The 20,524-nt window shown below is 70.1% G+C and carries 22 protein-coding genes and 3 tRNA genes; 2 read left to right on the forward strand and 23 right to left on the reverse strand.

Annotation, left to right across the window (positions count from 1 at the left end; all coding sequences use genetic code 11):
* Positions 1–82: 82 nt before the first annotated feature.
* The 11 genes from ABZ810_RS04195 to ABZ810_RS04245 form a co-directional block, all read right to left on the reverse strand.
* Positions 83–1,141 (reverse strand): ABC transporter ATP-binding protein, encoded by a 1,059-nt coding sequence (locus ABZ810_RS04195; RefSeq protein ID WP_358399012.1) that lies wholly within the window; start codon positions 1,139–1,141, stop codon positions 83–85.
* Positions 1,142–1,703: 562 nt separating this feature from the next.
* The gene (gene rplL, locus ABZ810_RS04200; protein WP_358399015.1) at positions 1,704–2,090 is read right to left on the reverse strand and encodes a 50S ribosomal protein L7/L12; all 387 of its coding nucleotides are present in this window, start codon (positions 2,088–2,090) and stop codon (positions 1,704–1,706) included.
* 72 nt (positions 2,091–2,162) lie between these two features.
* Positions 2,163–2,768 carry a 50S ribosomal protein L10 gene (gene rplJ / locus ABZ810_RS04205; RefSeq protein ID WP_358399017.1) on the reverse strand — a complete coding sequence of 202 codons (606 nt, stop codon included), beginning with the start codon at positions 2,766–2,768 and terminating at the stop codon, positions 2,163–2,165.
* A 337-nt stretch (positions 2,769–3,105) separates the two neighbouring features.
* Positions 3,106–4,005 (reverse strand): LppX_LprAFG lipoprotein, encoded by a 900-nt coding sequence (locus ABZ810_RS04210; RefSeq protein WP_358399020.1) that lies wholly within the window; start codon positions 4,003–4,005, stop codon positions 3,106–3,108.
* A gap of 183 nt (positions 4,006–4,188) precedes the next feature.
* Entirely contained in the window at positions 4,189–5,046 is an 858-nt protein-coding gene (locus ABZ810_RS04215) for a hypothetical protein (protein WP_358399023.1), read from the reverse strand.
* A 162-nt stretch (positions 5,047–5,208) separates the two neighbouring features.
* Complete coding sequence (locus ABZ810_RS04220) at positions 5,209–6,030, reverse strand: hypothetical protein (RefSeq protein WP_358399026.1); 822 nt, start codon at positions 6,028–6,030, stop codon at positions 5,209–5,211.
* A 233-nt stretch (positions 6,031–6,263) separates the two neighbouring features.
* Positions 6,264–6,980 carry a 50S ribosomal protein L1 gene (gene rplA / locus ABZ810_RS04225; RefSeq protein WP_358399029.1) on the reverse strand — a complete coding sequence of 239 codons (717 nt, stop codon included), beginning with the start codon at positions 6,978–6,980 and terminating at the stop codon, positions 6,264–6,266.
* Between the two features lie 80 nt (positions 6,981–7,060).
* Complete coding sequence (gene rplK / locus ABZ810_RS04230; protein WP_358399032.1) at positions 7,061–7,489, reverse strand: 50S ribosomal protein L11; 429 nt, start codon at positions 7,487–7,489, stop codon at positions 7,061–7,063.
* A 244-nt stretch (positions 7,490–7,733) separates the two neighbouring features.
* Positions 7,734–8,606 (reverse strand): transcription termination/antitermination protein NusG, encoded by an 873-nt coding sequence (gene nusG / locus ABZ810_RS04235; protein ID WP_358399035.1) that lies wholly within the window; start codon positions 8,604–8,606, stop codon positions 7,734–7,736.
* Between the two features lie 123 nt (positions 8,607–8,729).
* Positions 8,730–8,978: a preprotein translocase subunit SecE gene (secE, locus tag ABZ810_RS04240; protein WP_358399037.1), complete on the reverse strand. Its 249-nt coding sequence runs from the start codon at positions 8,976–8,978 to the stop codon at positions 8,730–8,732.
* A gap of 124 nt (positions 8,979–9,102) precedes the next feature.
* A tRNA-Trp gene (locus ABZ810_RS04245) sits at positions 9,103–9,175 on the reverse strand.
* A 293-nt stretch (positions 9,176–9,468) separates the two neighbouring features.
* On the opposite strand from ABZ810_RS04245, the gene ABZ810_RS04250 reads away from it, so the two are divergent.
* Complete coding sequence (locus ABZ810_RS04250) at positions 9,469–10,680, forward strand: pyridoxal phosphate-dependent aminotransferase (RefSeq protein WP_358399040.1); 1,212 nt, start codon at positions 9,469–9,471, stop codon at positions 10,678–10,680.
* 113 nt (positions 10,681–10,793) lie between these two features.
* Here ABZ810_RS04250 and ABZ810_RS04255 read toward each other — a convergent pair whose 3' ends face one another.
* The 3 genes from ABZ810_RS04255 to ABZ810_RS04265 form a co-directional block, all read right to left on the reverse strand.
* Positions 10,794–11,540, reverse strand: a complete 747-nt coding sequence (locus ABZ810_RS04255) for a hypothetical protein (RefSeq protein WP_358399043.1) — start codon at positions 11,538–11,540, stop codon at positions 10,794–10,796.
* Positions 11,541–11,543: 3 nt separating this feature from the next.
* Positions 11,544–12,059 carry a SigE family RNA polymerase sigma factor gene (locus ABZ810_RS04260; RefSeq protein WP_358399046.1) on the reverse strand — a complete coding sequence of 172 codons (516 nt, stop codon included), beginning with the start codon at positions 12,057–12,059 and terminating at the stop codon, positions 11,544–11,546.
* 104 nt (positions 12,060–12,163) lie between these two features.
* Positions 12,164–13,147, reverse strand: a complete 984-nt coding sequence (locus ABZ810_RS04265) for a hypothetical protein (protein ID WP_358399048.1) — start codon at positions 13,145–13,147, stop codon at positions 12,164–12,166.
* 249 nt (positions 13,148–13,396) lie between these two features.
* Here ABZ810_RS04265 and ABZ810_RS04270 point away from each other — a divergent pair, with 249 nt between their 5' ends.
* Positions 13,397–14,434, forward strand: a complete 1,038-nt coding sequence (locus ABZ810_RS04270) for an adenosine deaminase (protein ID WP_358399051.1) — start codon at positions 13,397–13,399, stop codon at positions 14,432–14,434.
* Positions 14,435–14,437: 3 nt separating this feature from the next.
* On the opposite strand, the gene ABZ810_RS04275 is transcribed toward ABZ810_RS04270, so the two are convergent.
* From ABZ810_RS04275 to ABZ810_RS04315, 9 genes are all read right to left on the reverse strand, one after another.
* Positions 14,438–15,892 (reverse strand): DHA2 family efflux MFS transporter permease subunit, encoded by a 1,455-nt coding sequence (locus ABZ810_RS04275; protein ID WP_358399054.1) that lies wholly within the window; start codon positions 15,890–15,892, stop codon positions 14,438–14,440.
* Positions 15,893–15,970: 78 nt separating this feature from the next.
* Positions 15,971–16,537: a TetR/AcrR family transcriptional regulator gene (locus ABZ810_RS04280; protein WP_358399056.1), complete on the reverse strand. Its 567-nt coding sequence runs from the start codon at positions 16,535–16,537 to the stop codon at positions 15,971–15,973.
* A 32-nt stretch (positions 16,538–16,569) separates the two neighbouring features.
* Entirely contained in the window at positions 16,570–17,280 is a 711-nt protein-coding gene (locus ABZ810_RS04285; RefSeq protein WP_358399059.1) for a GntR family transcriptional regulator, read from the reverse strand.
* Positions 17,281–17,490: 210 nt separating this feature from the next.
* Positions 17,491–18,558, reverse strand: coding sequence for a UDP-N-acetylmuramate dehydrogenase (locus tag ABZ810_RS04290; protein ID WP_358399062.1), 1,068 nt, complete (start codon positions 18,556–18,558; stop codon positions 17,491–17,493).
* Positions 18,559–18,728: 170 nt separating this feature from the next.
* A complete protein-coding gene (locus ABZ810_RS04295; protein WP_358399064.1) occupies positions 18,729–19,154 on the reverse strand; it encodes a MaoC family dehydratase in 426 nt (141 codons plus the stop codon).
* Positions 19,154–19,591 (reverse strand): MaoC family dehydratase N-terminal domain-containing protein, encoded by a 438-nt coding sequence (locus ABZ810_RS04300; protein WP_358399067.1) that lies wholly within the window; start codon positions 19,589–19,591, stop codon positions 19,154–19,156. The genes ABZ810_RS04295 and ABZ810_RS04300 overlap by 1 nt, the downstream gene beginning before the upstream one ends.
* 318 nt (positions 19,592–19,909) lie before the next feature.
* Positions 19,910–20,074, reverse strand: a complete 165-nt coding sequence (gene rpmG, locus ABZ810_RS04305) for a 50S ribosomal protein L33 (protein WP_026404241.1) — start codon at positions 20,072–20,074, stop codon at positions 19,910–19,912.
* A gap of 124 nt (positions 20,075–20,198) precedes the next feature.
* Positions 20,199–20,272 (reverse strand) — tRNA-Met (locus ABZ810_RS04310).
* 111 nt (positions 20,273–20,383) lie between these two features.
* A tRNA-Thr gene (locus tag ABZ810_RS04315) sits at positions 20,384–20,456 on the reverse strand.
* Between the last annotated feature and the right edge of the window lie 68 nt (positions 20,457–20,524).

Below are 20,524 nucleotides of genomic sequence, written 5' to 3' on the forward strand. Positions count from 1 at the left end.
ATCTTCTGGAGCGTGCCGGGAGAGCCGCCGTCGCCGCCCTTCCTGCCCCCTCGCTGGTCCGCGCCGATACCAGGAGTTGACATCAGTACCTTGCTCCAGGGGGTTGGTGACCGGGCGGACCCGCCGGCGGCCCGCCGACGGGACCGGCGACCGGGCGCATCGAGGCGACGTACCGCGGCCACTCCTCGACCCAGTTGCGGCCCATGTCGTCGATGAACGAACCGGGCGGCGGCGTGACGCCGTGCGCGGCGCACCAGGCACCGGGGGCGCTCTGGCCCGTGCGCAGGCGCCCGGAGCTGGGCATCTGCTGCGGCGGGATCGGGGGCAGCTTGCCCACGTCCAGCCCCATCTTGGCCTCGGCCTCCAGCTCGGAGACGTCCTTCTCCTCGGACATGCCGATGGGGCCCACGCGGCGGGCGTTGAGGAACTGCCGGACGACCGGCTCCTCGCTCGACAGCAACATCTCGCGCGGGCCGAACATCACCAGCTCGCGGCGGAACAGCAGGCCGATGTTGTCCGGCACGGTCCGCGCGGTGTTGATGTCGTGGGTGACGATGAGGAACGTCGCGTTGAGCTCGGCGTTCAGGTCCACGATCGTCTGGTTGAGGTAGGCGGTGCGAACCGGGTCCAGACCGGAGTCGGGCTCGTCCACCAGCAGGATCTCGGGGTCGAGCACCAGCGCGCGGGCCAGGCCGGCGCGCTTCTTCATACCGCCGGAGATCTCACCGGGGAGCTTGCCCTCGGCGCCGAGCAGGCCGACCAGCTCGAGCTTCTCCATGACGATCCGCTTGACTTCGGACTCGGACTTCTTCGTGTGCTCCCGCAGGGGGAACGCCACGTTGTCGTAGATGTTCATCGAGCCGAAGAGCGCGCCGTCCTGGAACAGCACGCCGAAGAGCTTGCGGGTCTCGTAGAGCTGGCTCTCGGGCAGGTACGGCAGGTCGCGCTCGCCGATCCAGATGTGACCGCGGTTGGGCTTGAGCAACCCGACCAGGGACTTCAGGAAGACGGACTTGCCCGTGCCCGAGGGCCCCAGGAGAACGGAGATCTCTCCTGCGGGGATCGTTAGCGATACGTCCTGCCAGATGGTCTGGCTGCCGAAGGCCTTGGTCAGTCCTTCGACGCGAATCTCGACGCCCACTCGTCACCTTTCGTCCAGGCCGGGGGAATCCGGAACCCAATGATCGAGTAGCGAACCCAAGCCGGTGCACAACGTCATCCAAGGGGGAGGGGATGGTCGAAGGCGGGCCCGTGTTCACGGTGAAGTTGTCGTCACACCTTGTGTCCGCCCCGTTGCTACCGCTCGGTAGCTGTGGCGGGTGCCACTACCGTAGCGGCCCATTGTGGAAATGGAAGAGGTTCAGGGCCAGATCAGAGGCAAAATGCGACGTCGTAAGACAATCGTTACTTACATCGCCTGTGAGACTACTCGTCCAAGAAGAGGCACCTCAAGCCGGGGGTGGGGGTGGGCGGCCTGGTCCGGCCGGTACGTCTCTGCCGTTGTGCGGGTAGTGGGTGACGCTACGGGGAGCACGCGGACGCCCACAACTAGCTCTCCAAAGCAGGTTCGGACGTCTTTTTGTCACGTCCGGACAAGAACACCGGCCCGGGAACGAGAGAAGCGGTCATCCCACCGCACGGTGGGATGACCGCTTCTCAGGAGAGCGCGGGAGCCGCGTGGGCTCCGAAGCTCGGAGAACGCCTTACTTGACGGTGACCGTCGCGCCGGCCTTCTCCAGGGCCTCCTTGGCCTTCTCGGCGGCCTCCTTGTTGACCTTCTCGAGCAGCGGCTTGGGCGCGCCGTCGACCAGGTCCTTGGCCTCCTTGAGGCCGAGGCTCGTGAGACCACGGACCTCCTTGATGACCTGGATCTTCTTGTCGCCGGCGGCCTCGAGGATGACGTCGAACTCGTCCTGCTCGGCGGGCGCCTCGGCCGCGGCGGGACCGCCCTGGACGGCGGCGACGGCGGCGACCGGGGCGGCGGCCTTGACGTCGAAGACTTCCTCGAACTGCTTCACGAACTCCGACAGCTCCAGGAGGGTCATCTCCTTGAAGGCGTCCATAAGGTCGTCGGTGCTGAGCTTCGCCATGATGTGTTCCTCCGCTATGGCTTGGGACTTGAGGTCGTGCGTGGACCGCGGGGTCCTGGTCCGTACGGACCGTTACTCGGCGGGCGCCTCGTCGGCGGCGGCCTCGGCGGCCGGCGCGTCGTCGGCGGGCGCCGCGGCCGGAGCCTCGACGGTCTCGCCGGCGGCCTCGCGCTTGGCGCGAAGCGCCTCGGCGAGCTGGGCGGTCTGCGTCGGCAGGGCGGCGAAGACGGCAGCGGCCTTGGCCATGTTGCCCTTCATCGCACCCGCGAGCTTCGCGAGGAGCACCTCGCGCGACTCGAGGTCCGCGAGCTTGGTGATCTCCGCGGCGTCCATCGACTTGCCGTCGATGAAGCCACCCTTGATCACCAGGTGCTGGTTGGCCTTGGAGAAGTCACGCAGGCCCTTGGCGGCCTCGACCACGTCACCCTTGACGAACGCGATCGCCGAGGGACCTTCGAGCAGCGACTTGAACTGCTCGTCGAGCCCGGCGCCGTCAGCGGCGATCTTGGTCAGCGTGTTCTTCACCACGGCGAACCTCGCGTTCTCGCCGAGGTTGGTGCGCAGCTCCTTGAGCTGCGCGACCGTGAGCCCGCGGTACTCGGTCAGCACGGCGCCGTTGGAGCTCTCGAACTCGGTCTTGAGCTCGGCGACCGCCGCAGCCTTTTCGGCCTTTGCCATGGGCCTCCTTCCGATTACCTGGGTGGAAGCCGCCGGGGCGAAACTCTTGAGAAAACAGCGAACGCCCCGGCGTAGGCGCACGGGGCGTCAGGCACGACACGGAGTCATGCAGGAAGCTCTCGTCATCACCTACGCGGGCCGACCCGATGTCCGATCGCGGAAACGATCGGAACTCAAGTCCTTCGGTCACCTGATGGTGACGACCGGCGGTCTTCGGCAGACAACAGAGTACGTGCTGATTGCGCCGCGCACCAAATCAATAGGCGCGGTGAACGCCGAAGGGCCGCCCCGGCGCGTACCCGGGACGGCCCTTCGGCGTTCGCTCACGAACGAGCCGTCACGAGCGGGGCATGCCCGGCTGCAGGCTCTTCATCATCTGGCTGTAGTCGGAGACCTGGTCGGCGGGCGGCGCGGCGATCTGCACCGGCTTGCCGTAGTCCCGGTAGACCATGGTCATCGTCATCTGCTCGGTGGCGCCGGGCGCCGACTTCATGACCATCTTCTTGGGCAGCTGCTGGTCGTCCACCCACAGGTCGAAGGCCATGTTGTCCATGCCGCTCTGCGCCGCGCTCTTCTGGAGGGCCTTCTGCTGCTCGGGGGTCAGCTTGGACATGGCGTCGGCCATGCTGTAGGTCCCGGTGTAGTGCGTGGTGTCGACGCCCTCGACGTTCTCCTTGCCCACCAGGCGCGCGTCCTTGGAGGCCGTCAGCATCTTGGTGTTCTGGACCGGGTCCATCTGCCGGCTCTGCTCGAGCAGCTGGTCGATGTTGATGCCCGCCTGCGCGCCGACCTCGTCGAGCGAGATCTTGATCCACGGCTTGGTGGCCGGGGCCGCCCCGCCACCGCCGCCGAACTGCTTGAACAGGTCGGTCAGGAACGTCATCTTCATGTACATGGTGCGGTCGACCAGCACCGACTCCATGCCGCTCATCTTCTGACCGGCCACGACCATCTGGTCGAACTTCATGCTGTAGGCGATGTCGGGCTTGGTGCGGTACTGCATGCTCCCCGACATCGTCATGTCGCCCTCTTTGCTGCTGCCCTGCATCGACATGCTCGCCTTGAACGAGTCGGTCGTGCTGGTCTTCTCGGCGGCCTTGCCGAGCACCTGGGCCGCGGTCAGCTGGATCTTGCTACCGGTCTCCCCCGCCTTGTCCGTGGCCGCTCCAAGACAGCCGGTGAGCGACAGGGCGAGGCCGGTGGCCACCGCCGTGCCCGCTGCGAAGCGACGAATCATCTGTTCTCCTCCGTGGATAGCCGAGCCGGCCGCGGCAGCGCCGACCGGACGAGCAGTTTAGACGCGGGGAGGGACGCGTGGGTTCAAGACCGGCGAGTCGTGTCAACAAGGGCGAGCGGGTTCAAGACATACGAAGGGCCGATGGTGCGCGATCCGCACCATCGGCCCTTAACGCCTGATCGGTCAGTTACCGCCCAGGAGCCCGGTGAGGGAGAGCTCCCCGGTCTGGTCGGCGGGCGGCGGGTTGACGTTGAACGACTTGCCGTAGTCGCTGTAGAGGACGGTCACCGTGCCGGAGTTCTGGCCGGACGCGCCCTTGGACTGCAGCTTGCGCGGCAGCCCGTCCTTGTCGGTCCACAGATCGAAGTTGATCTTCTCGTTGGCGGCGTTGCCGTTCTGCGGGAACCAGCCCTGCACCTTCTGCCGCGTGGCCGCGTCCAGCCGGTCGAGCGCGTCCTGCACGGTCACGGTGCCGGTGTAGTGGGTGGTGCTGACGCCGTCGACGTCCTCCTTGCCGACCCGGCGCGCGTCCTTGGAGCCGGTGAACATCTTGGTCTGCTCGGCCGGGCTGACCTTCTGCGCCTGGTCGACGAGCGACTTGACGTCGAACCCGGCGTTCTGGCCGAGCCGGTTGACGTCGATCTTCACCCAGGGCTTGCCGTTGGCGACGAACCGTGCCAGCTGCGGCACCTTGGCGTAGAGCACGTCGCCGGTGTAGATGGCCTGTCCCTTGACGCCCGTGATGGCCTGGCCGCCACGGCTGAACTCATCGAGCTGGGCACTGAACGTCAGCGTCGGCTTGAGGCTGAACTGCCCGGACGCGCGCATCGTGCCGCCGCCGTCGCCGGTGTCGGTCACGGTCAGGTCGGCCTTGAACGTGTCGGCCTGGCCGGTGCGCTCCGAGGTCTTGACCAGCGCCTGGGCGGCGGTGAGCTTCATGTCGTCGGTGCCGGCGCCAGTCCCGTCACCGTTGCATCCGGAGACGAGCAGCATGGCACCCACGGCGGTGCCGCCGGCCGCCACGGCGAATCGGCGCTTCATGAGGATGAGCCTCCTTCGTTGCCTGCCCGATGACCCCAGTCTCGTCCGGCGTGCTCTGGACCACATCCCCCGGTGGTACCAATAGATCGGCTCGCGGTACGACCCGCGGCGTACCCCCTCCGTGCGGCGTGAACAGGTCGCCCGCCCGACGGTACGGGCGTCTCAACCGTACGAGCGGAACGCCACCGAACCCGAGAGCACCCTGCCCGGCCCGGTCGCGCCCAGCCCGATCCAGTTCGGCCGCCCCTCCGTGTCCGCCCACAACTCGACGTCCACGACCGTGCCCGCGGGCAGGGCCCGCCGCACCTCGGCCGCGGCGTTCCCCGGCAGCAACGCGCGGATGCCGCCCGCCGCCGTCCGGGCCCCGAAGCGGATCGAGCCGTACCGGTCCGGGCCCGCCGCTTCGGCACCCGGAGCGGCGCGGACCAGCCACGTGAGCCTCCGGGGATCCGACCCGGCGCGCAACGCGGCGACCTGGGCGGCGGTGAGCCTCGTGGTCCGCCATCTCCCGCCGTCGAACGTGCGCATCGTCCGGCCGCGCACGACCACCCGCCGGGCGGCCCTGGTGAGCACGCCGTTCCTCCGGCTGATCCGCGTCCCGGTCGCCCGCATCGCGAACGCCGGGTCCAGCCTGACGAGCGCGACCTCGGTGACGTGCTCGTAGTCGCCGTCGGGCCCGCCCGACAGCCGTACATCGGTCACCCGGCCGAACGACCGGAGCGGGACCGCTCCCCCGCGGCCAAGGACCACCGTCACGGCAGGCCGTCCCCCACCGGGCCGCCCGCCGCCGAGGGCTCTGCCGCCGGGGCGTGCGCCGGCAGGCCGTCCGAGCGGTGCGGGCCCGGCGGCGGCCGGGGACCACGTGCGCCCGGGATCGGGCGCGGCCACGGCACCGGAACGCACCACGGCGAGGACCGCCGCGGGCACGACGAACACGGCGGTGAGCACGCAGAACGCGGCGGCCCGGTCGGTGCGACGCTCCACGATCCTCCATCAGGGGCGGGGCAGGCAGGGGCGGGTGAGATCACCGAGCGAGACCGATTCAACACCAACCGCATCAGGTCCGAACAAAGCGAACGAGATTCTTGGCCGACCTGATATCGGCACGCGAAAAGGGGCGCCCCCAGCGGGAGCGCCCCTTTCGAGGTGCCTGCGTTCAGACGTCAGACGCGCCTACGGACGGTCGCGGCCGCCGACGACGGCCGCGACCAAGGCGATCAGGCCTCGTCGAGCTCGGCGGTCAGGTTGCGGACCGCGTTCGGGTCCACCGGAACGCTCGGGCCCATCGAGGTGGTGATGACGGCCTTCTTGACGTACCGGCCCTTGGCGGCCGACGGCTTGAGACGCTGGATCTCGTCCACCGCGGCGGCGTAGTTCTCCACCAGCTGGCGCTGGCTGAAGGACGCCTTGCCGATGATGAAGTGCAGGTTCGCGTGCCGGTCGACACGGAACTCGATCTTGCCGCCCTTGATGTCGGACACGGCCTTGGCCACGTCCATGGTGACGGTGCCGGTCTTCGGGTTCGGCATGAGACCGCGCGGGCCGAGCACGCGGCCCAGGCGGCCGACCTTGCCCATCTGGTCCGGGGTCGCCACGACGGCGTCGAAGTCCAGGAAGCCGCCCTGGATCTTCTCGATCATGTCGTCCGAGCCGACGATGTCGGCACCGGCCTCGCGGGCCTCGTCGGCCTTGGCGCCACCGGCGAAGACCAGCACGCGGGCGGTCTTACCGGTGCCGTGCGGCAGGTTGACGGTGCCACGGACCATCTGGTCGGCCTTGCGCGGGTCGACGCCCAGGCGCAGGGCGACCTCGACGGTCGCGTCGAACTTGGTGACCGAGGTCTCCTTGGCCAGCGCGACGGCCTCGGCCGGGCTGTAGAGCTTCTCCCGGTCGATCTTCTCCGACGCGTTGCGGTAACCCTTGCTGTGCTTCATGAGCATTGCTCCTTGGTGGTAGAGCGGGCCGCGGCGGGCGGCCCTCCCACGTCCGTGCGGGGAGACCCCCGCAGGAAGACCTACTTGACCTCGATGCCCATCGAACGGGCGGTGCCGGCGACGATCTTCTCGGCGGCGTCCAGGTCGTTGGCGTTGAGGTCGGGCATCTTGGTCGTGGCGATCTCGCGGATCTGGTCGCGCGTGACCGAGCCGACCTTGGTCTTGTGCGGCTCGCCGGAGCCCTTCTCCACGCCCGCGGCCTTGAGGATCAGCTGCGCGGCCGGCGGGGTCTTGGTGATGAAGGTGAACGAGCGGTCCTCGTAGATGGTGATCTCTACGGGGATGACGTTGCCGCGCTGGGACTCCGTGGCCGCGTTGTACTGCTTGCAGAAGTCCATGATGTTGACGCCGTGCGGACCGAGCGCGGTACCGACGGGCGGCGCGGGCGTCGCCTGACCGGCCTGCAGCTGCACCTTCACGACGGCGGCGACTTTTTTCTTGGGAGGCATGCCTCACCCCTAGCGTTCCTATTCACTGTGATCCCGACTCCCGTTGGACGGGCAACACCACGGACGGAACGTCTACCGCGGTGTTGGGATCATGAAGGCTCGAGATCCCCGCCGACGCGGGGCCGTGGCTGCGTCTTGACGATCGCAGCCACCTTTTCGAGCCGTCCCCGCAGAGGCGGGGCCGACTAGCGAGTTTATGCCATGAAAAACGCCCCCGCGTACGCGAGGGCGTTTCGCACGTCTGTCAGATCTTGGAGACCTGGTTGAACGACAACTCGACCGGGGTCTCGCGGCCGAAGATCGAAACGAGGACCTTGAGCTTCTGCTGCTCGGCGTTGATCTCGTTGACCGTGGCGGGCAGCGTCGCGAACGGGCCGTCCATGACGGTGACCGACTCGCCCACCTCGTAGTCGACGGTGGCGGCGACCTTGGCCTGCTTCTCGGCCTTGGCCGGGCTGCCCTCCTCCGGCTCGGGGGCCAGCAGGTTGGCGACCTCGTCCAGGCTCAGCGGCGACGGCTTGTTGGACAGGCCGACGAAGCCGGTGACGCCCGGGGTGTTGCGGACCGCGGCCCACGACTCGTCGGTCAGCTCCATGCGGACCAGGATGTAGCCCGGCAGGACCTTCTCGTTGACCTTCTGCCGCTTGCCGCCCTTGATCTCGGTGACCTCGTGCTGGGGCACCTCGATCTGGAAGATGTAGTCCTCCATGTTGAGGGTCTGGGTCCGGGTCTCGATGTTGGTCTTGACCCGGTTTTCGTACCCCGCGTAGGAGTGCACGACGTACCAGTCGCCCGGCTGCAGGCGGAGCTGCATCTTGAAGTCCGCGTACGGGTCGGCCGGAGGCCCGGCGTCGGCCGCCTCGTCCTCGTCCTCGTCGGTCTCGGCGTCGGCGTCGGCGTCGGCCTCGGTCTCAGCGTCGGCCCCGTCATCGGAAGCCGCGCCGTCCTCGGTCTCAGCGTCCGCCGCGGAGTCCTCGGGGGCCTCGACGTCGGCGGTGGGCTCGGCGGTCGCCTCGTCCGCCGGCGCGGCGGACTCAACCGCCGGGTCGGCCGCAGCAGCCGCAGCAGACTGGCCCTCTTCGGTGGCCTCGTCGTGGGGCTGTGTGGACTCGGACACGGTGACTCTTTCTCTCGGCGGTTCGGTCATGGAGTTCGGCTGGTGCGGTGACCTGGTGCGGTGGACGTGGTGATGCGCGTGGGGACTCAGCCCGGGCGCAAGGCCCGCGCGGCCGGATGAGGCCTAGGCGAACACCCAGAAGATGCCCTTGGTGAGGAGCCAGTCCAGGCCCGACACGATCCCGATCATCACCAGCACGAACACCAGGCAGACCGTGGTGTAGGTGATGAGCTCCCGGCGCGTCGGCCAGATGACCTTGCGCAGCTCGGCGATGATCTGGCGCACGAAGAGAGCCGGATTGGTCCGCTTGCCAGCGGGCTTCCTGCCTTCGTCCTTGGCCGCGGCCTCACCGCTGCTCGTCTCAGTCGCCATTGTGCCGCCGTTCACCTCATAGGTCGTGATCAACCACCATGTGGTTGTAGCGCCGGTCCGTCACCGGCTCGCCATGACGGCGTGCCATGACGTGACCGGGTACGGGTGCGCGCACCGCACCTCGCAGGGCAGGAGGGACTCGAACCCCCAACCGCCGGTTTTGGAGACCGGAGCTCTGCCAATTGAGCCACTGCCCTTCAACCCTCCCGGAAGGGAGGCCAACACTGCGACCTCCCGGAAGAGGCCGGCACTGCCGAACTGTGCCGCTCCCAGCTTAGGCCTTGTGAAGACATGGCCGTATGCCGATGAGGCGTCACTGCGGGGTGAGTCTACGTTGCCGATGGCCCGCTAGTCGAACCAGACGCCGAGAAGATCACCCCCGGTCGCCGCCCGGAGGCCGCGCGACCGGCCACGACGCCACGTCCGGCCTTCGCGCGACGAGTGCGGAATAGGGACGTGAGCATCGGTGGTCCTCTGTAACGATAGGGGCATGAGCACTGACCGTCCTCGCATTTCCCAGCGCATCGCCGCGATCTCCGAGTCCGCCACCCTGGCCGTCGACGCCAAGGCCAAGGCGCTGAAGGCGGCGGGCCGCCCGGTCATCGGATTCGGCGCGGGCGAACCGGACTTCCCGACGCCCGGCTACATCGTCGAGGCCGCGGTGACCGCGTGCAGGGTGCCGCGTTTCCACAAGTACACGCCCGCCGGCGGTCTGCCGGAGCTGAAGACCGCCATCGCGGAGAAGACCGAGCGCGACTCCGGCTACAAGGTCGAGGCGGCCCAGGTGCTGGTCACCAACGGCGGCAAGCAGGCGGTGTACGAGGCGTTCGCCGCACTGCTCGACCCGGGTGACGAGGTCATCGTGCCGACGCCGTACTGGACCACCTACCCCGAGTCGATCAAGCTCGCCGGGGGCGTGCCGGTCGACGTGGTGGCCGACGAGACCACCGGCTACCGGGTGAGCGTGGAGCAGCTCGAGGCGGCCCGCACGGACCGGACCAAGGTGCTGCTGTTCGTGTCGCCGTCCAACCCGACCGGCGCCATCTACTCGCGCGACGAGATCGAGGCGATCGGCCGCTGGGCGGACGGGCACGGCCTCTGGGTGATCACCGACGAGATCTACGAGCACCTGGTGTACGGGGACGCCGAGTTCCACTCGATGCCCGTGGTGGTGCCCGAGCTGGCCGACCGCACGCTGGTGCTCAACGGCGTCGCCAAGACGTACGCGATGACCGGCTGGCGGGTCGGCTGGATGATCGGCCCGAAGGACGTCGTGAAGGCCGCGGCCAACCTGCAGTCGCACGCCACGTCCAACGTCGCCAACGTCTCCCAGGCGGCCGCGCTGGCCGCGGTGACCGGCGACCTGTCGGCGGTGGCCGAGATGCGCAAGGCGTTCGACCGGCGCCGCCAGACGATGGTGCGCATGCTCAACGACATCCCGGGCGTGTTGTGCCCGGAGCCCGAGGGCGCGTTCTACTGCTACCCCTCGGTCAAGGAGCTGCTCGGCAAGGAGATCCGCGGCAAGCGGCCGCGGACGTCGGTCGAGCTGGCCTCGCTGATCCTGGAGGAGGCCGAGGTCGCGCTGGTGCCGGGTGAGGCGTTCGGCACCCCGGGCTACTTCCGGCTCTCGTACGCGCTCGGCGACGACGACCTGGTCGAGGGCATCTCCCGGGTGGCCAAGCTGCTCGGCGAGGCCCACTGACATCCCACTGACATCCCACTGACATCTCGGTGCGGCGCACCGGCGCACGGCACGGGCAAGGCGACGCCCCGGCGGAGACATCCGCCGGGGCGTCCGCCTTGGCGGGGGTGGTCTCAGGGCCGGACGCCCTCGGCGATCCGCAGCAGCCGGTCGCGCGCCGCGCCGCCGACGATCACCAGGACGCCGACGCCGGGCCGGTCGAGCCAGGCGATCTGGCGGCCGGCGTCCGGCCGGTCGCCCATGATCGCGCGCTGCCCGCGCACCGCCGCGGGAGCCGGCACGGCGGGGAACGAGGCCAGGCTCTCCGGTCCGGTGAACCCGGAGCCGCGGATCACCCGTACCTCCACCGAACCGGACGGACCACGCCACCGGCAGGTGGTGGTCGTATCGTGCGCGCCGCGCTCGGTGCCGCACGGGCCGTCGGCGGTCAGCCCGGACGGCAGGTAGGTCACCCAGGCGGGAAGCCTCGGTGCCTTGCCCGGCGGCAGCGGCAGGCCGTGGTCGCCGGGCTTGCCAGGCCCGGACGGCCGGTGGCTCGGCCCTGTCCCGGGCCCCGCCGAGCGGGATGACGGCGCGGGGCCCGGGACGGGGGGCTGGGCTGCCGTTCCGGGCGGGCTCGGCGTGGCCGCGCCACCCGAGGCGGAGGGGCCCACCGAGCTCACCGGCTCCGCCTGGAACGACTTGTAGGACGGCACGGCGGCGATCGCCGTCACGGCGACGGCGGCGATGCCGAGCGCGGTGCGGTTGCGCCGTTGGCGCCGCCGGTGGCGGTGCCGCACCCGCGCCGCGAGCGAGGGCGGGGCCGACGCCTCGGCGGTGTGCTCCGCCATCGCCTGCCGAAGTTCACTCTCCAGGTCCATCGCTCATCTCATCTCCCCCATCGGCGCCATGCCGGCGCCGAGCCTTTCGCGAAGCCTGGCGAGGCCGCGGGACGCCTGGCTCTTGACCGTGCCGACCGAGCAGCCGAGCACCTGCGCGGTCTCCGCCTCCGAGAGGTCCTCCCAGAAGCGCAGGACGAGCACCGCGCGCTGCCGCGGGCCGAGCTCGCGCAGCTCGTCCATCAGCGTTCCGCGCAGTTCGACCGCGTGGACGGCCGAGGCGACCGGTTCCTCCGGCGGCCGCGCCATGTAGATCTCCCGCAGCACCTTCCAGCGGCGCGTCCTGCTGATCGCCAGGTTGACCAGGATGCGGCGTACGTACGGCTCGGGATCACTGTCGGGATCGAGCCTCCCCCAGTGCCGGTACGCCTTCTCCAAGGCGGCCTGAACGAGGTCCTCGGCGTCCTGGCGGGCGCCGCAGAGGAGCGCGGCGGTCCGCGTCAACGCGGTCCCGCGCGCCGCCACGAACTCTGTGAACGACTCGTCGTCTCGACGACCCACTGCTCTCCGTCCGGCCGTGAACGGTCTTGATTTGTGTCGTGCCTCGTTCGCCCGTCGCCGGGGCGGGTGGTCCCTCGCGCCTGGGATCACCCGCCCCGGAGGTCTCAGCGGGCCTGGAGGGCGCCGGTGAGGTCCTTCAGGCCGCCCGCCATGACCGGGCTGCCGTTGACCAGGAGCGAGTAGCCGTTCTGGTCGTACACCAGCACGCCCTCGCCGGACGGGCTCTGCCAGGCCGCGTGACCGTTGACGGTGATCTGGCGGCCGCCCGCGGCGGGCAGCTTCAGCGTCTTGCGCAGGTCCTTCTCGGTGACCCCGGCGGGCACCTTCAGGCGCTCGACGGTAAGCCACTGGCCCGCCTTGCCGGCCCACTTCTGCGTGATCGTGCAGAACCGGCGGCCGTTCACCTCCTTGACGGCGCTGTGCGCGGTCGTGAACGCCAGGCCCTTGGGCAGGATCAGTGTCTTCTCGACCGAGCCGCCGACGGGCACCGCCGGGGGAAGGGAGTCACACCGGAGCGCCGGGACGGCGGGGAGCTTGGGCGCGCCCGGCTTGGGCAGGGCGGTCGGGAGCGTGGACGGCTTGGCGCCGGGGAGCCTTCCGGCGTCCGGGCCGCAGTCCGGCAGCGCCGGGGCGCCCGGGACCTTCTGCGGCGCGCCCGGGACGCCCGGGGTGGCCGGGAGATTCTTCGGCAGATCCTTGGGAGCGGCCGGAAGGGTGGCGGGCGCGCCGGGCAGGTCCTTGGGCGTCCCCGGGACGTCCTTGGGGAGGCCGGGGACGTCCTTGGGCGTCCCGGGGACGTCCTTCGGAAGGGTGGGGACGTCCTTGGGAAGCGGCAGGTTCGGCTTGGAGGCGTCGGGGGCCTTCGGGAGGTTCGATGCCTTCGGGGTGGCGGGGAGCTTGGGGAGCTTGGACTTGGGCAGGCAGGTGGGCGGCGCGGCGGGCGCGGCGTCCTGCACCTTCTGCACGGCCGCGGGCGCCTTGGACGCGCCGCCCGTGAGACCGAAGTCCGACTGCCCCGTGGCGGCCCAGGTGACCCCGCCGACGCTGACGGTGCCGACGGCGGACGCCGCGATCAGGGCTGCCTTCATCGTGAACATTCTGTGTGTCCCTTCTGACCCTCTGACCTCTTGCGCCCTCCATATACGCGCGACCCCCCAGCGGGGTTGCACGGTCACGCGAAGTATTTTCCGGAGACTTCCGAGGACGCCCGGCATGGCCCTCCCGCGCGCGACGGCCCATGTCCGGCCTGGTCGTTCCGGGCCATGGGTGATGACCGTCACGGGTGGTCTCCGGGCGCCCGCACACCGTCGCCAGGCAAGATCGGGCAACATTGGTTCATGGAGGCCAGTTCCACATCCGCCCCGCGTGACCTCACCGCGCTTCCCAAGGCCCACCTGCATCTGCACTTCACCGGTTCGATGCGGCACTCGACGCTCGTCGAGCTGGCGAACGAACGCGGTGTGCACCTGCCCGACGCCCTGGTCGACGACTGGCCCCCGCGGCTGCAGGCGACCGACGAACGCGGCTGGTTCCGGTTCCAGCGGTTGTACGACATCGCGCGCTCGGTGTTGCAGACCCCGGACGACCTGCGGCGGCTGCTGCGCGAGACCGCCGAGGACGAGGCGGCGGAGGGCTCGGGCTGGCTGGAGATCCAGGTCGACCCGAGCGGCTACGCGGCACGGTTCGGCGGGCTGACCCCGACGGTGGAGCTGGTGCTGGACGCGGCCCGGGAGGCCGAGGAGGCCACCGGCGTGGGCATCGGCGTCGTCGTCGCGGCCAACCGCACGCGGCATCCGCTGGACGCCAAGACGCTGGCCCGGCTCGCGGTGCGTTACACCGACCAGGGCGTCGTCGGGTTCGGCCTCTCCAACGACGAACGGCGCGGGCGCGCGTACGACTTCGAGGGCGCGTTCCGGATCGCCAGCAACGCGGGCCTGCTCGCCGCGCCGCACGGTGGTGAGCTCCTCGGGCCGCACAGCGTGCGCGAGTGCCTGGAGACGTTGCACGCCGACCGGGTCGGGCACGGCGTGCGCGCCGTCGAGGACCGGTCCCTGCTGGAGAGGATCGTCGAACGGCAGGTGACGCTGGAGGTGTGCCCGGCGTCCAACGTCGGCCTGGGCGTGGCCCGGACGGCCACCGACGTGCCGCTCCGGGCCCTCTTCGACGCGGGGGCGCGGCTCGCGCTCGGCGCCGACGACCCGCTGCTGTTCGGCTCCCGCCTCGTCCGGCAGTACGAGATCGCGCGGGAGGACCACGCGTTCACCGACGCCGAGCTGGCGGAGCTGGCCCGCCAGTCGATCCGCGGCTCGGCCGCTCCCGATGCCGTCCGGAAGCGGCTCCTCGCCGACGTCGACGCCTGGCTGGCCGGCCCCTGACCGTCAGGCCGTCACGGCCGCCTTCTCCTCCTCGGCCGGCTCGCCCGCGGGGGGCGTCGCGGCCTGGGCCGGGGTCTGGGCCTGGGCGGAAGCGGGGGCGGGCAGGCGGCTCGGGATCAGCAGGGCGACCACGACCGCGACGGCCAGGACGGCGGCTCCGCTCCAGGTGGCGGCGTTCAGCCCGCTGGTGAAGGACGCGGGGCTCGAGAAGTCGCCATTGGCCGCGAAGACCGCGCCCAGGACCGCGATGCCGAGCACGGTGCCGAGCTGGCGCAGCGCGTTGGCGACGCCGGACGCGACGCCGGTGTACTCCTGCGGCGCGAACTCCAGGACCAGCCGTGCCTGCGGTGAGAAGAACAGGCCCATGCCGACGCCGCTCAGGACGAACGCGGGCAGCAGGGCCGTGTAGGCCACGTCCGCCGTGGTCACGGCGCTCAGCCAGGCGATGCCCGCGGCCTGGAACGCCAGCGCGATGACCAGCACGTTGCGCGCGCCGATGCGGGACATCAGCGGTGCCGTGAGCGGCGCGACCAGCACCGGCATCGCGGTCCAGGGCAGGGTCCGCACGCCGGCCTCCAGTGGCGACATCCCCTGGACGCCCTGGAGGAACTGCGCGAGCAGGAAGACCGCGCCGAACATGCCGAACGACATCACCAGCGCGGAGGCGTTGACGGCGCTGAACCCGCGGCTGCGGAAGAGCCCGAGCGGCAACATCGGGTGCGCGGCGCGCGCCTCGTACGCCAGGAAGGCGACCAGGAGGGCCGCGCCGGCGATCAGCGAGGCGAGGACCAGGCCGCTGGTCCAGCCGCGGCCGTTGCCCTCGACCAGGCCGAGCACGATGCCCAGCAGTCCGGCGCTGACCAGCACCGTTCCGATCAGGTCCAGCGGCCGGCGCGGGCCGTGGCTCTCGGTGAGGAACGGGCGGGCGAGCGCGAGCAGCACGATCCCGATCGGCACGTTGATCCAGAAGATCCACTGCCAGGCGGCGGCGTCGGTGAGCGCGCCGCCGACGACCGGGCCGAGCGCGACGCCGAGGCCGCTCATCGCGCCCCACGCGGCGAGGGCCTGGCCGCGCTTGGCGGCGGGGACCGCGGCGGCGAGCATCGTCAGGGTCAGCGGTGTGATGATCGCGGCGCCCGCGCCCTGGACGGCGCGGGCGGCGATCAGGGTGCCGATGCCCGGGGCCAGCGCGGCGGCCGCCGAGGACGCGGTGAAGACGGTCAAGCCGATCATGAAGAGCCGGCGGCGGCCGAACCGGTCGGCGACGGCGGCGCCGGTGAGCAGCAGGACGGCGAACGTGAGCGTGTAGGCGTTGACCGTCCACTCGAGCGCTTCGAGTCCGGTGCCGAGGTCGGCCCGGATCGAGGGGAGCGCGTTGGTGACGATCAGGTTGTCCAGCGACACCATGAACAGCGCGATGCCGGTCACGATGAAGGTTCTGAGCGGGTGGTGCCTCATGATCCTTCTCCTTGGTTAGTTAGTGGTCACTAACTTCACTGCTCAAAAAAATTTCGGGATCGGCCTCGTTCAGGCCGGTCAGGACGAGTCGGGACGGGGGGCCGAGTCGCGGGACCAGTCCTGGAGCGACCGGCCCAGCTTGGGGCCGGGCGTGTAGGGGACGTCGAGCGCGGTCAGGACGTTGAGCAGCATGCCGACCGACACGAAACGCAGGATCTCGTCGGCCGGCTCGCCGGAGAGCTCGCCCAGCATCCGCCACAATCCGGCCCACCGGGTGTTGCCGATGCGGCGGATCTCCTCGTCGTCGAGCGCGGCGGCATAGAGCTGGAGCTGGAACTTGAGCTGGACGTCGCCGGCGAGCAGTTCGCGGTAGCGCGCGCCCATGGCGACGATCGCCTCGTTGCCGTACCTGCCGCCGGCGGCCTCGCGCATCGACTCCTCGAGGTCGTCGAAGCAACGATCGATCGCGGCGAGGAACAGCGCCCGCTTGGACGGGAAGAGCCGGAAGAGATAGGGCTGCGAGACCCCGACGCGCTTGGCGATGGTGGCGGTCGACGTGCCCTCGTAGCCACCCCGGCCGAACTCGCAGATCGCCGCGCGGATCGTCTCCTCGCGGCGCTCCTCGGCGCTCATCCGTGGGCTCATGCGAGAAAGTTAGTACTCAATCACTAACTTCGTCAAGGTCCCGTTCCCGTCGGGCTCTCCGGCCCCTCCGGCGCGGCCGTCCCCGGCCCAGGGCCCCACATGCCCTGGCGTTCCAGATGACCGATGAGCAGCTCGCCCGCGCGGGTGATGTGCAGGCGCATCGCCGCGCTCGCCGCCTCGGGGTCCCCCAGGCCGAGGGCCTCCAGGACCGGCTCGTGATCCCGCACCGCCGACGCGGGCCAGTCGGGCAGCCGCCCGTACAACCCGCGCGGCACGTACCGCGCGACCGAGCCCAGCGACCAGGCCAGCTTCGGCGACTCGGCGGCCAGGTTGATCGCCCGGTGGAAGGCGTGGTTGTGCTCCTCGACGAGGTCGACCCGGCCGGCCTGCGCCGCCTGGCCGAGCGCCCGGTGCATCGCGGTGAGCTCCCTCAGCGCCTCCGGGTCGATCAGCTCCGCCGCGCGGTTGGTCAGCTCGGCCGCGATGGTCGCCTGCACCCAGAACAGGTCCTTGACGTCCTGCTTGGACAGCGGCGCCACCACGAATCCACGCCGCGGTTCGAGTTGTACGAATCCCTCACTGCGCAATGACTGCAACGCTTCGCGCACCGGCGTCACGCTGATGCCGAAGTCCAGTGCCAGCCGCTCCAACCGGAGGAACTCCCCCGGTCGCACCCGCCCCTCCATGATCAGCTCACGGATGCGGGCGGCGACCTCGTCACTCAGCTGAGGGCGCAGTCCCAAACCCCTGTGGGGTCGCGGAATGGCCACGTCACGCTCCGCCCCATCGAGCTCTCCTGCGGTGCGAAGAGCCTCCTACTCATGATGCGCGCGAAATCGCACTTGGGGAACGCATAAAGTCCGCGAGACCGCGAGAAAACAATTATTGGCGCCGAGCCGCGAATGGCGGTAATTGCTCGCCACCCGTCTCGGGGGCGTCCGCGCCCCGGCGGGTCAGAGCCGGACGCCGACGAAGACGGGCTCGTTGACCAGCTCGACCCCGAACGCCTCGCGCACCCCCGTGCGCACGTGCCGGGCCAGCGCCAGCAGGTCGGCGGTGCTGCCGCCGTCGGGGTTGGTGAGGGCCAGGGTGTGCTTGGTGGAGATCCGCATCGGCCCGAGCGCCTCGCCCTTGGCGAAGCCCGCCCGGTCGATCAGCCAGGCGGCGGAGGTCTTGGTGCGGCCGCCGCTCTCGGGATACCGCGGGAACGCGGCGTCCGGGCCGAGCCGGTCGGCCACCCGGCGTTCGAGGTCGGCCAGCTGCGCCGCGTCCAGGATCGGGTTGGTGAAGAACGAACCGGCGCTGCGGGTGTCGGGATCGGCCGGGTCGAGCACCATGCCCTTGCCGCGCCGCAGCTCGAGGACGGCCTCGCGGGCCTCCTTGAGCGGCACCCGGTCGCCCGGCTGGACGCCCAGCTCGCGGGCCAGCTCGGCGTACGCGATCGGCTGTGACTCCTCGGCCTGGCGCAGCGCGTACGTCACGTCCAGCACCACGTACCGGTCGGAGCCCTTGAAGACGCTGTGCCGGTAGGTGAACCGGCAGGCGTCGCGGTCGAGGGCGACGAGCGTGCCGGCCTCGCGGTCGTACACGCGGACCTCGACGATCGTCTCGCTGACGTCCTGCCCGTACGCGCCGACGTTCTGGATCGGGGTCGCGCCGACCCGGCCCGGGATGCCCGCGAGGCACTCGACCCCGGCGAGCCCGTCCTCGACGCAGCGGGCCACGAACGGGTCCCACTCCTCGCCGGCCTGGACGCGGACCAGCACCCCGCCGCCCTCGCTCGGGATGATCTCGGTGCCCCGGGTGCCGACGTGCACGACCGTGCCGGGGAAACCGTCGTCGGCGACCACGAGGTTGCTGCCGCCGCCGAGCACCAGCAGCGGTTCGCCGGCGGCGTCGGCCTGGCGGACGGCGGCGACCAGCTCGGCCTCCGTCGTCGCCTCGACGAAGCGGCGCGCCGGCCCACCCAGCCTGAGCGTGGTGTAGCCGGCCAGGTTGACGTCCTCAGCGAACACGGCCACGCGGTCTTCCCCTCCCGTACGTTCACCCGATCGTATGAGCAGAGCCCGGCTCCGCGCGCCGACCGGCGCGGAACCGGGCTCCGTTCCACGAACTGTCAGGCCGCCCACGACGTGCCGGACCGGCCGGGACGGCGTGTCAGGCCGGACGACGTGTCAGGCCGGACGACGTGTCAGGCCAGCCGGACGACGGCCTTGGCGCGGGTGAGGACCTTCTGGTCGTTGGAACGGGCGGTCAGCGCGACGACGACCTTGTTGTCGTCGAGCTTCTCCTCCACCTTGCCGCTGATCTCCAGCGCGGCGCCGCCCTCGTCGGGGACCACGACCGGCGACGAGAAGCGCACGCCGTAGTCGACGACCGCGCCCGGGTCGCCGACCCAGTCGGTCACGTACCGGCCGCCCTGGGCCATCGTGTACATGCCGTGCGCGATCACGTCCGGCAGGCCGACCGCCTTGGCGACGGTCTCGCGCCAGTGGATCGGGTTGAAGTCGCCGGACGCGCCCGCGTACATGACCAGGTTGGCCCGGTCGACCTGGTAGGTCTCGGCGGGGATCTCGGTACCGACCTCGACGTCGTCGTACTTCACCTTGGCGGTCATCAGGCCCCCCGCTCCACGATCGTGTTGTACGTCTTGACGATCAGCTCGCCCTCGACCGTCTTCACCTCGGTCTCGACGACCATCTTCTCGTTGTTGCCGATCGACTTGATCTCGGTGATCGTCGAGGTGCAGGTCACGACGTCGCCGGGCTGGATCGGCCGCGAGTACTCGAACCGCTGCTCGCCGTGCACCACCATCGCGTAGTTGAGATTGAGCGCCGGGTCGGCGAGCGCGGGGCTGCCGAGCGACACCACGATCGGGAACGTCGGCGGGGCGATGACGTCGGAGTAGCCGGCCGCCTTGGCCGCCTCGCGGTCGCGGTAGATCGGGTTGCGGTCCCCGATGGCGTCCGCGAACTCGCGGATCTTCACCCGGCTGACCTCGTACGGCTCACTGGGCGGGAACGTCCGCCCGATGAAATCACGGTTGAGTGCCATGCAATCCCGTCCCTCCAGGTGCAACAGGGCTGTGCAAGCCCGCGTGCCCGCGCCCAGGCACGACCATCTCGTCTCGGACGGACCGTAACAGAACGACGTTCAGCCCGCCCCCGCGGGTGTCCGCGTGAACGGGCTGAGGACGTCGGAGCAAGCGATGGGAAGACGCCATCCGAGCCAGGTCGCCGACCGGGGGTGACAGGTCACCCGGTCGGCGGCGGGCTTTCGCGCGAACGAGCAGGGGGTTTCGTCTCGCGGCGAGCGCCCGGATGAGCACTGCTGCCGGAAGGGCAGGGCGTCGCGCCGGCGAAGAGACCGGTACTAGCGGGTCTCGCGGTGCGGACGGTGGGTCCTGCAGTTGGGGCAGTACTTCTTGATCTCGAGGCGGTCCGGGTCGTTGCGCCGGTTCTTCCTCGTGATGTAGTTGCGGTGCTTGCACTCCTGGCAGGCCAGCGTGATCTTCGGCCTAACGTCGGTGGCAGCCACGATGGAGTGCCTTTCTGACTAGGGACTTGGACATACGTTGCAATCCTGGGCCGTCCAGGACGGACAACCCCTGATCTTGAGCACCGGCCATCCCGCCCGCGAGTGGGGACGAGAGGTCGGGTAGTAGCGAGGGCCGGACTTGAACCGGCGACACAGCGATTATGAGCCGCTTGCTCTGCCTGACTGAGCTACCCCGCCGTGATGGTCGGTGTGGACCGATAGGTCAGGATACCTGATGGCCGACACACCTCGGAAAACCGAACAAACCCGGCCCGCTCCGAGCGGACCGGGGGTTTGCGGGCTTCCTTGAGCCCCTTTACGGAATCGAACCGTAGACCTTCTCCTTACCATGGAGACGCTCTGCCGACTGAGCTAAAGGGGCCTGTCGCTTGGCGACGGGTGTAACCATACACGGCCCGCGCACCGGATACGAAATCAAATCCGGCCCCC

Source organism: Spirillospora sp. NPDC047279 (assembly GCF_040643285.1).
Classification (GTDB): Bacteria; Actinomycetota; Actinomycetes; order Streptosporangiales; family Streptosporangiaceae; genus Spirillospora.

Excerpts from the sequence above, each read along its gene's own strand:
- ABZ810_RS04250 (WP_358399040.1), top strand. The coding sequence starts at position 9,469 with ATGAGCACTGACCGTCCTCGCATTTCCCAGCGCATCGCCGCGATCTCC.
- ABZ810_RS04295 (WP_358399064.1), bottom strand. The coding sequence starts at position 19,154 with ATGACCGCCAAGGTGAAGTACGACGACGTCGAGGTCGGTACCGAGATC.
- secE (WP_358399037.1), bottom strand. The coding sequence starts at position 8,978 with ATGGCGACTGAGACGAGCAGCGGTGAGGCCGCGGCCAAGGACGAAGGC.
- ABZ810_RS04210 (WP_358399020.1), bottom strand. The coding sequence starts at position 4,005 with ATGATTCGTCGCTTCGCAGCGGGCACGGCGGTGGCCACCGGCCTCGCC.
- rplL (WP_358399015.1), bottom strand. The coding sequence starts at position 2,090 with ATGGCGAAGCTCAGCACCGACGACCTTATGGACGCCTTCAAGGAGATG.
- ABZ810_RS04265 (WP_358399048.1), bottom strand. The coding sequence starts at position 13,147 with ATGAAGGCAGCCCTGATCGCGGCGTCCGCCGTCGGCACCGTCAGCGTC.
- rplA (WP_358399029.1), bottom strand. The coding sequence starts at position 6,980 with ATGAAGCACAGCAAGGGTTACCGCAACGCGTCGGAGAAGATCGACCGG.
- ABZ810_RS04255 (WP_358399043.1), bottom strand. The coding sequence starts at position 11,540 with ATGGACCTGGAGAGTGAACTTCGGCAGGCGATGGCGGAGCACACCGCC.
- rplJ (WP_358399017.1), bottom strand. The coding sequence starts at position 2,768 with ATGGCAAAGGCCGAAAAGGCTGCGGCGGTCGCCGAGCTCAAGACCGAG.
- ABZ810_RS04275 (WP_358399054.1), bottom strand. The coding sequence starts at position 15,892 with ATGAGGCACCACCCGCTCAGAACCTTCATCGTGACCGGCATCGCGCTG.
- ABZ810_RS04280 (WP_358399056.1), bottom strand. The coding sequence starts at position 16,537 with ATGAGCCCACGGATGAGCGCCGAGGAGCGCCGCGAGGAGACGATCCGC.
- ABZ810_RS04215 (WP_358399023.1), bottom strand. The coding sequence starts at position 5,046 with ATGAAGCGCCGATTCGCCGTGGCGGCCGGCGGCACCGCCGTGGGTGCC.
- ABZ810_RS04300 (WP_358399067.1), bottom strand. The coding sequence starts at position 19,591 with ATGGCACTCAACCGTGATTTCATCGGGCGGACGTTCCCGCCCAGTGAG.
- ABZ810_RS04270 (WP_358399051.1), top strand. The coding sequence starts at position 13,397 with ATGGAGGCCAGTTCCACATCCGCCCCGCGTGACCTCACCGCGCTTCCC.
- rplK (WP_358399032.1), bottom strand. The coding sequence starts at position 7,489 with ATGCCTCCCAAGAAAAAAGTCGCCGCCGTCGTGAAGGTGCAGCTGCAG.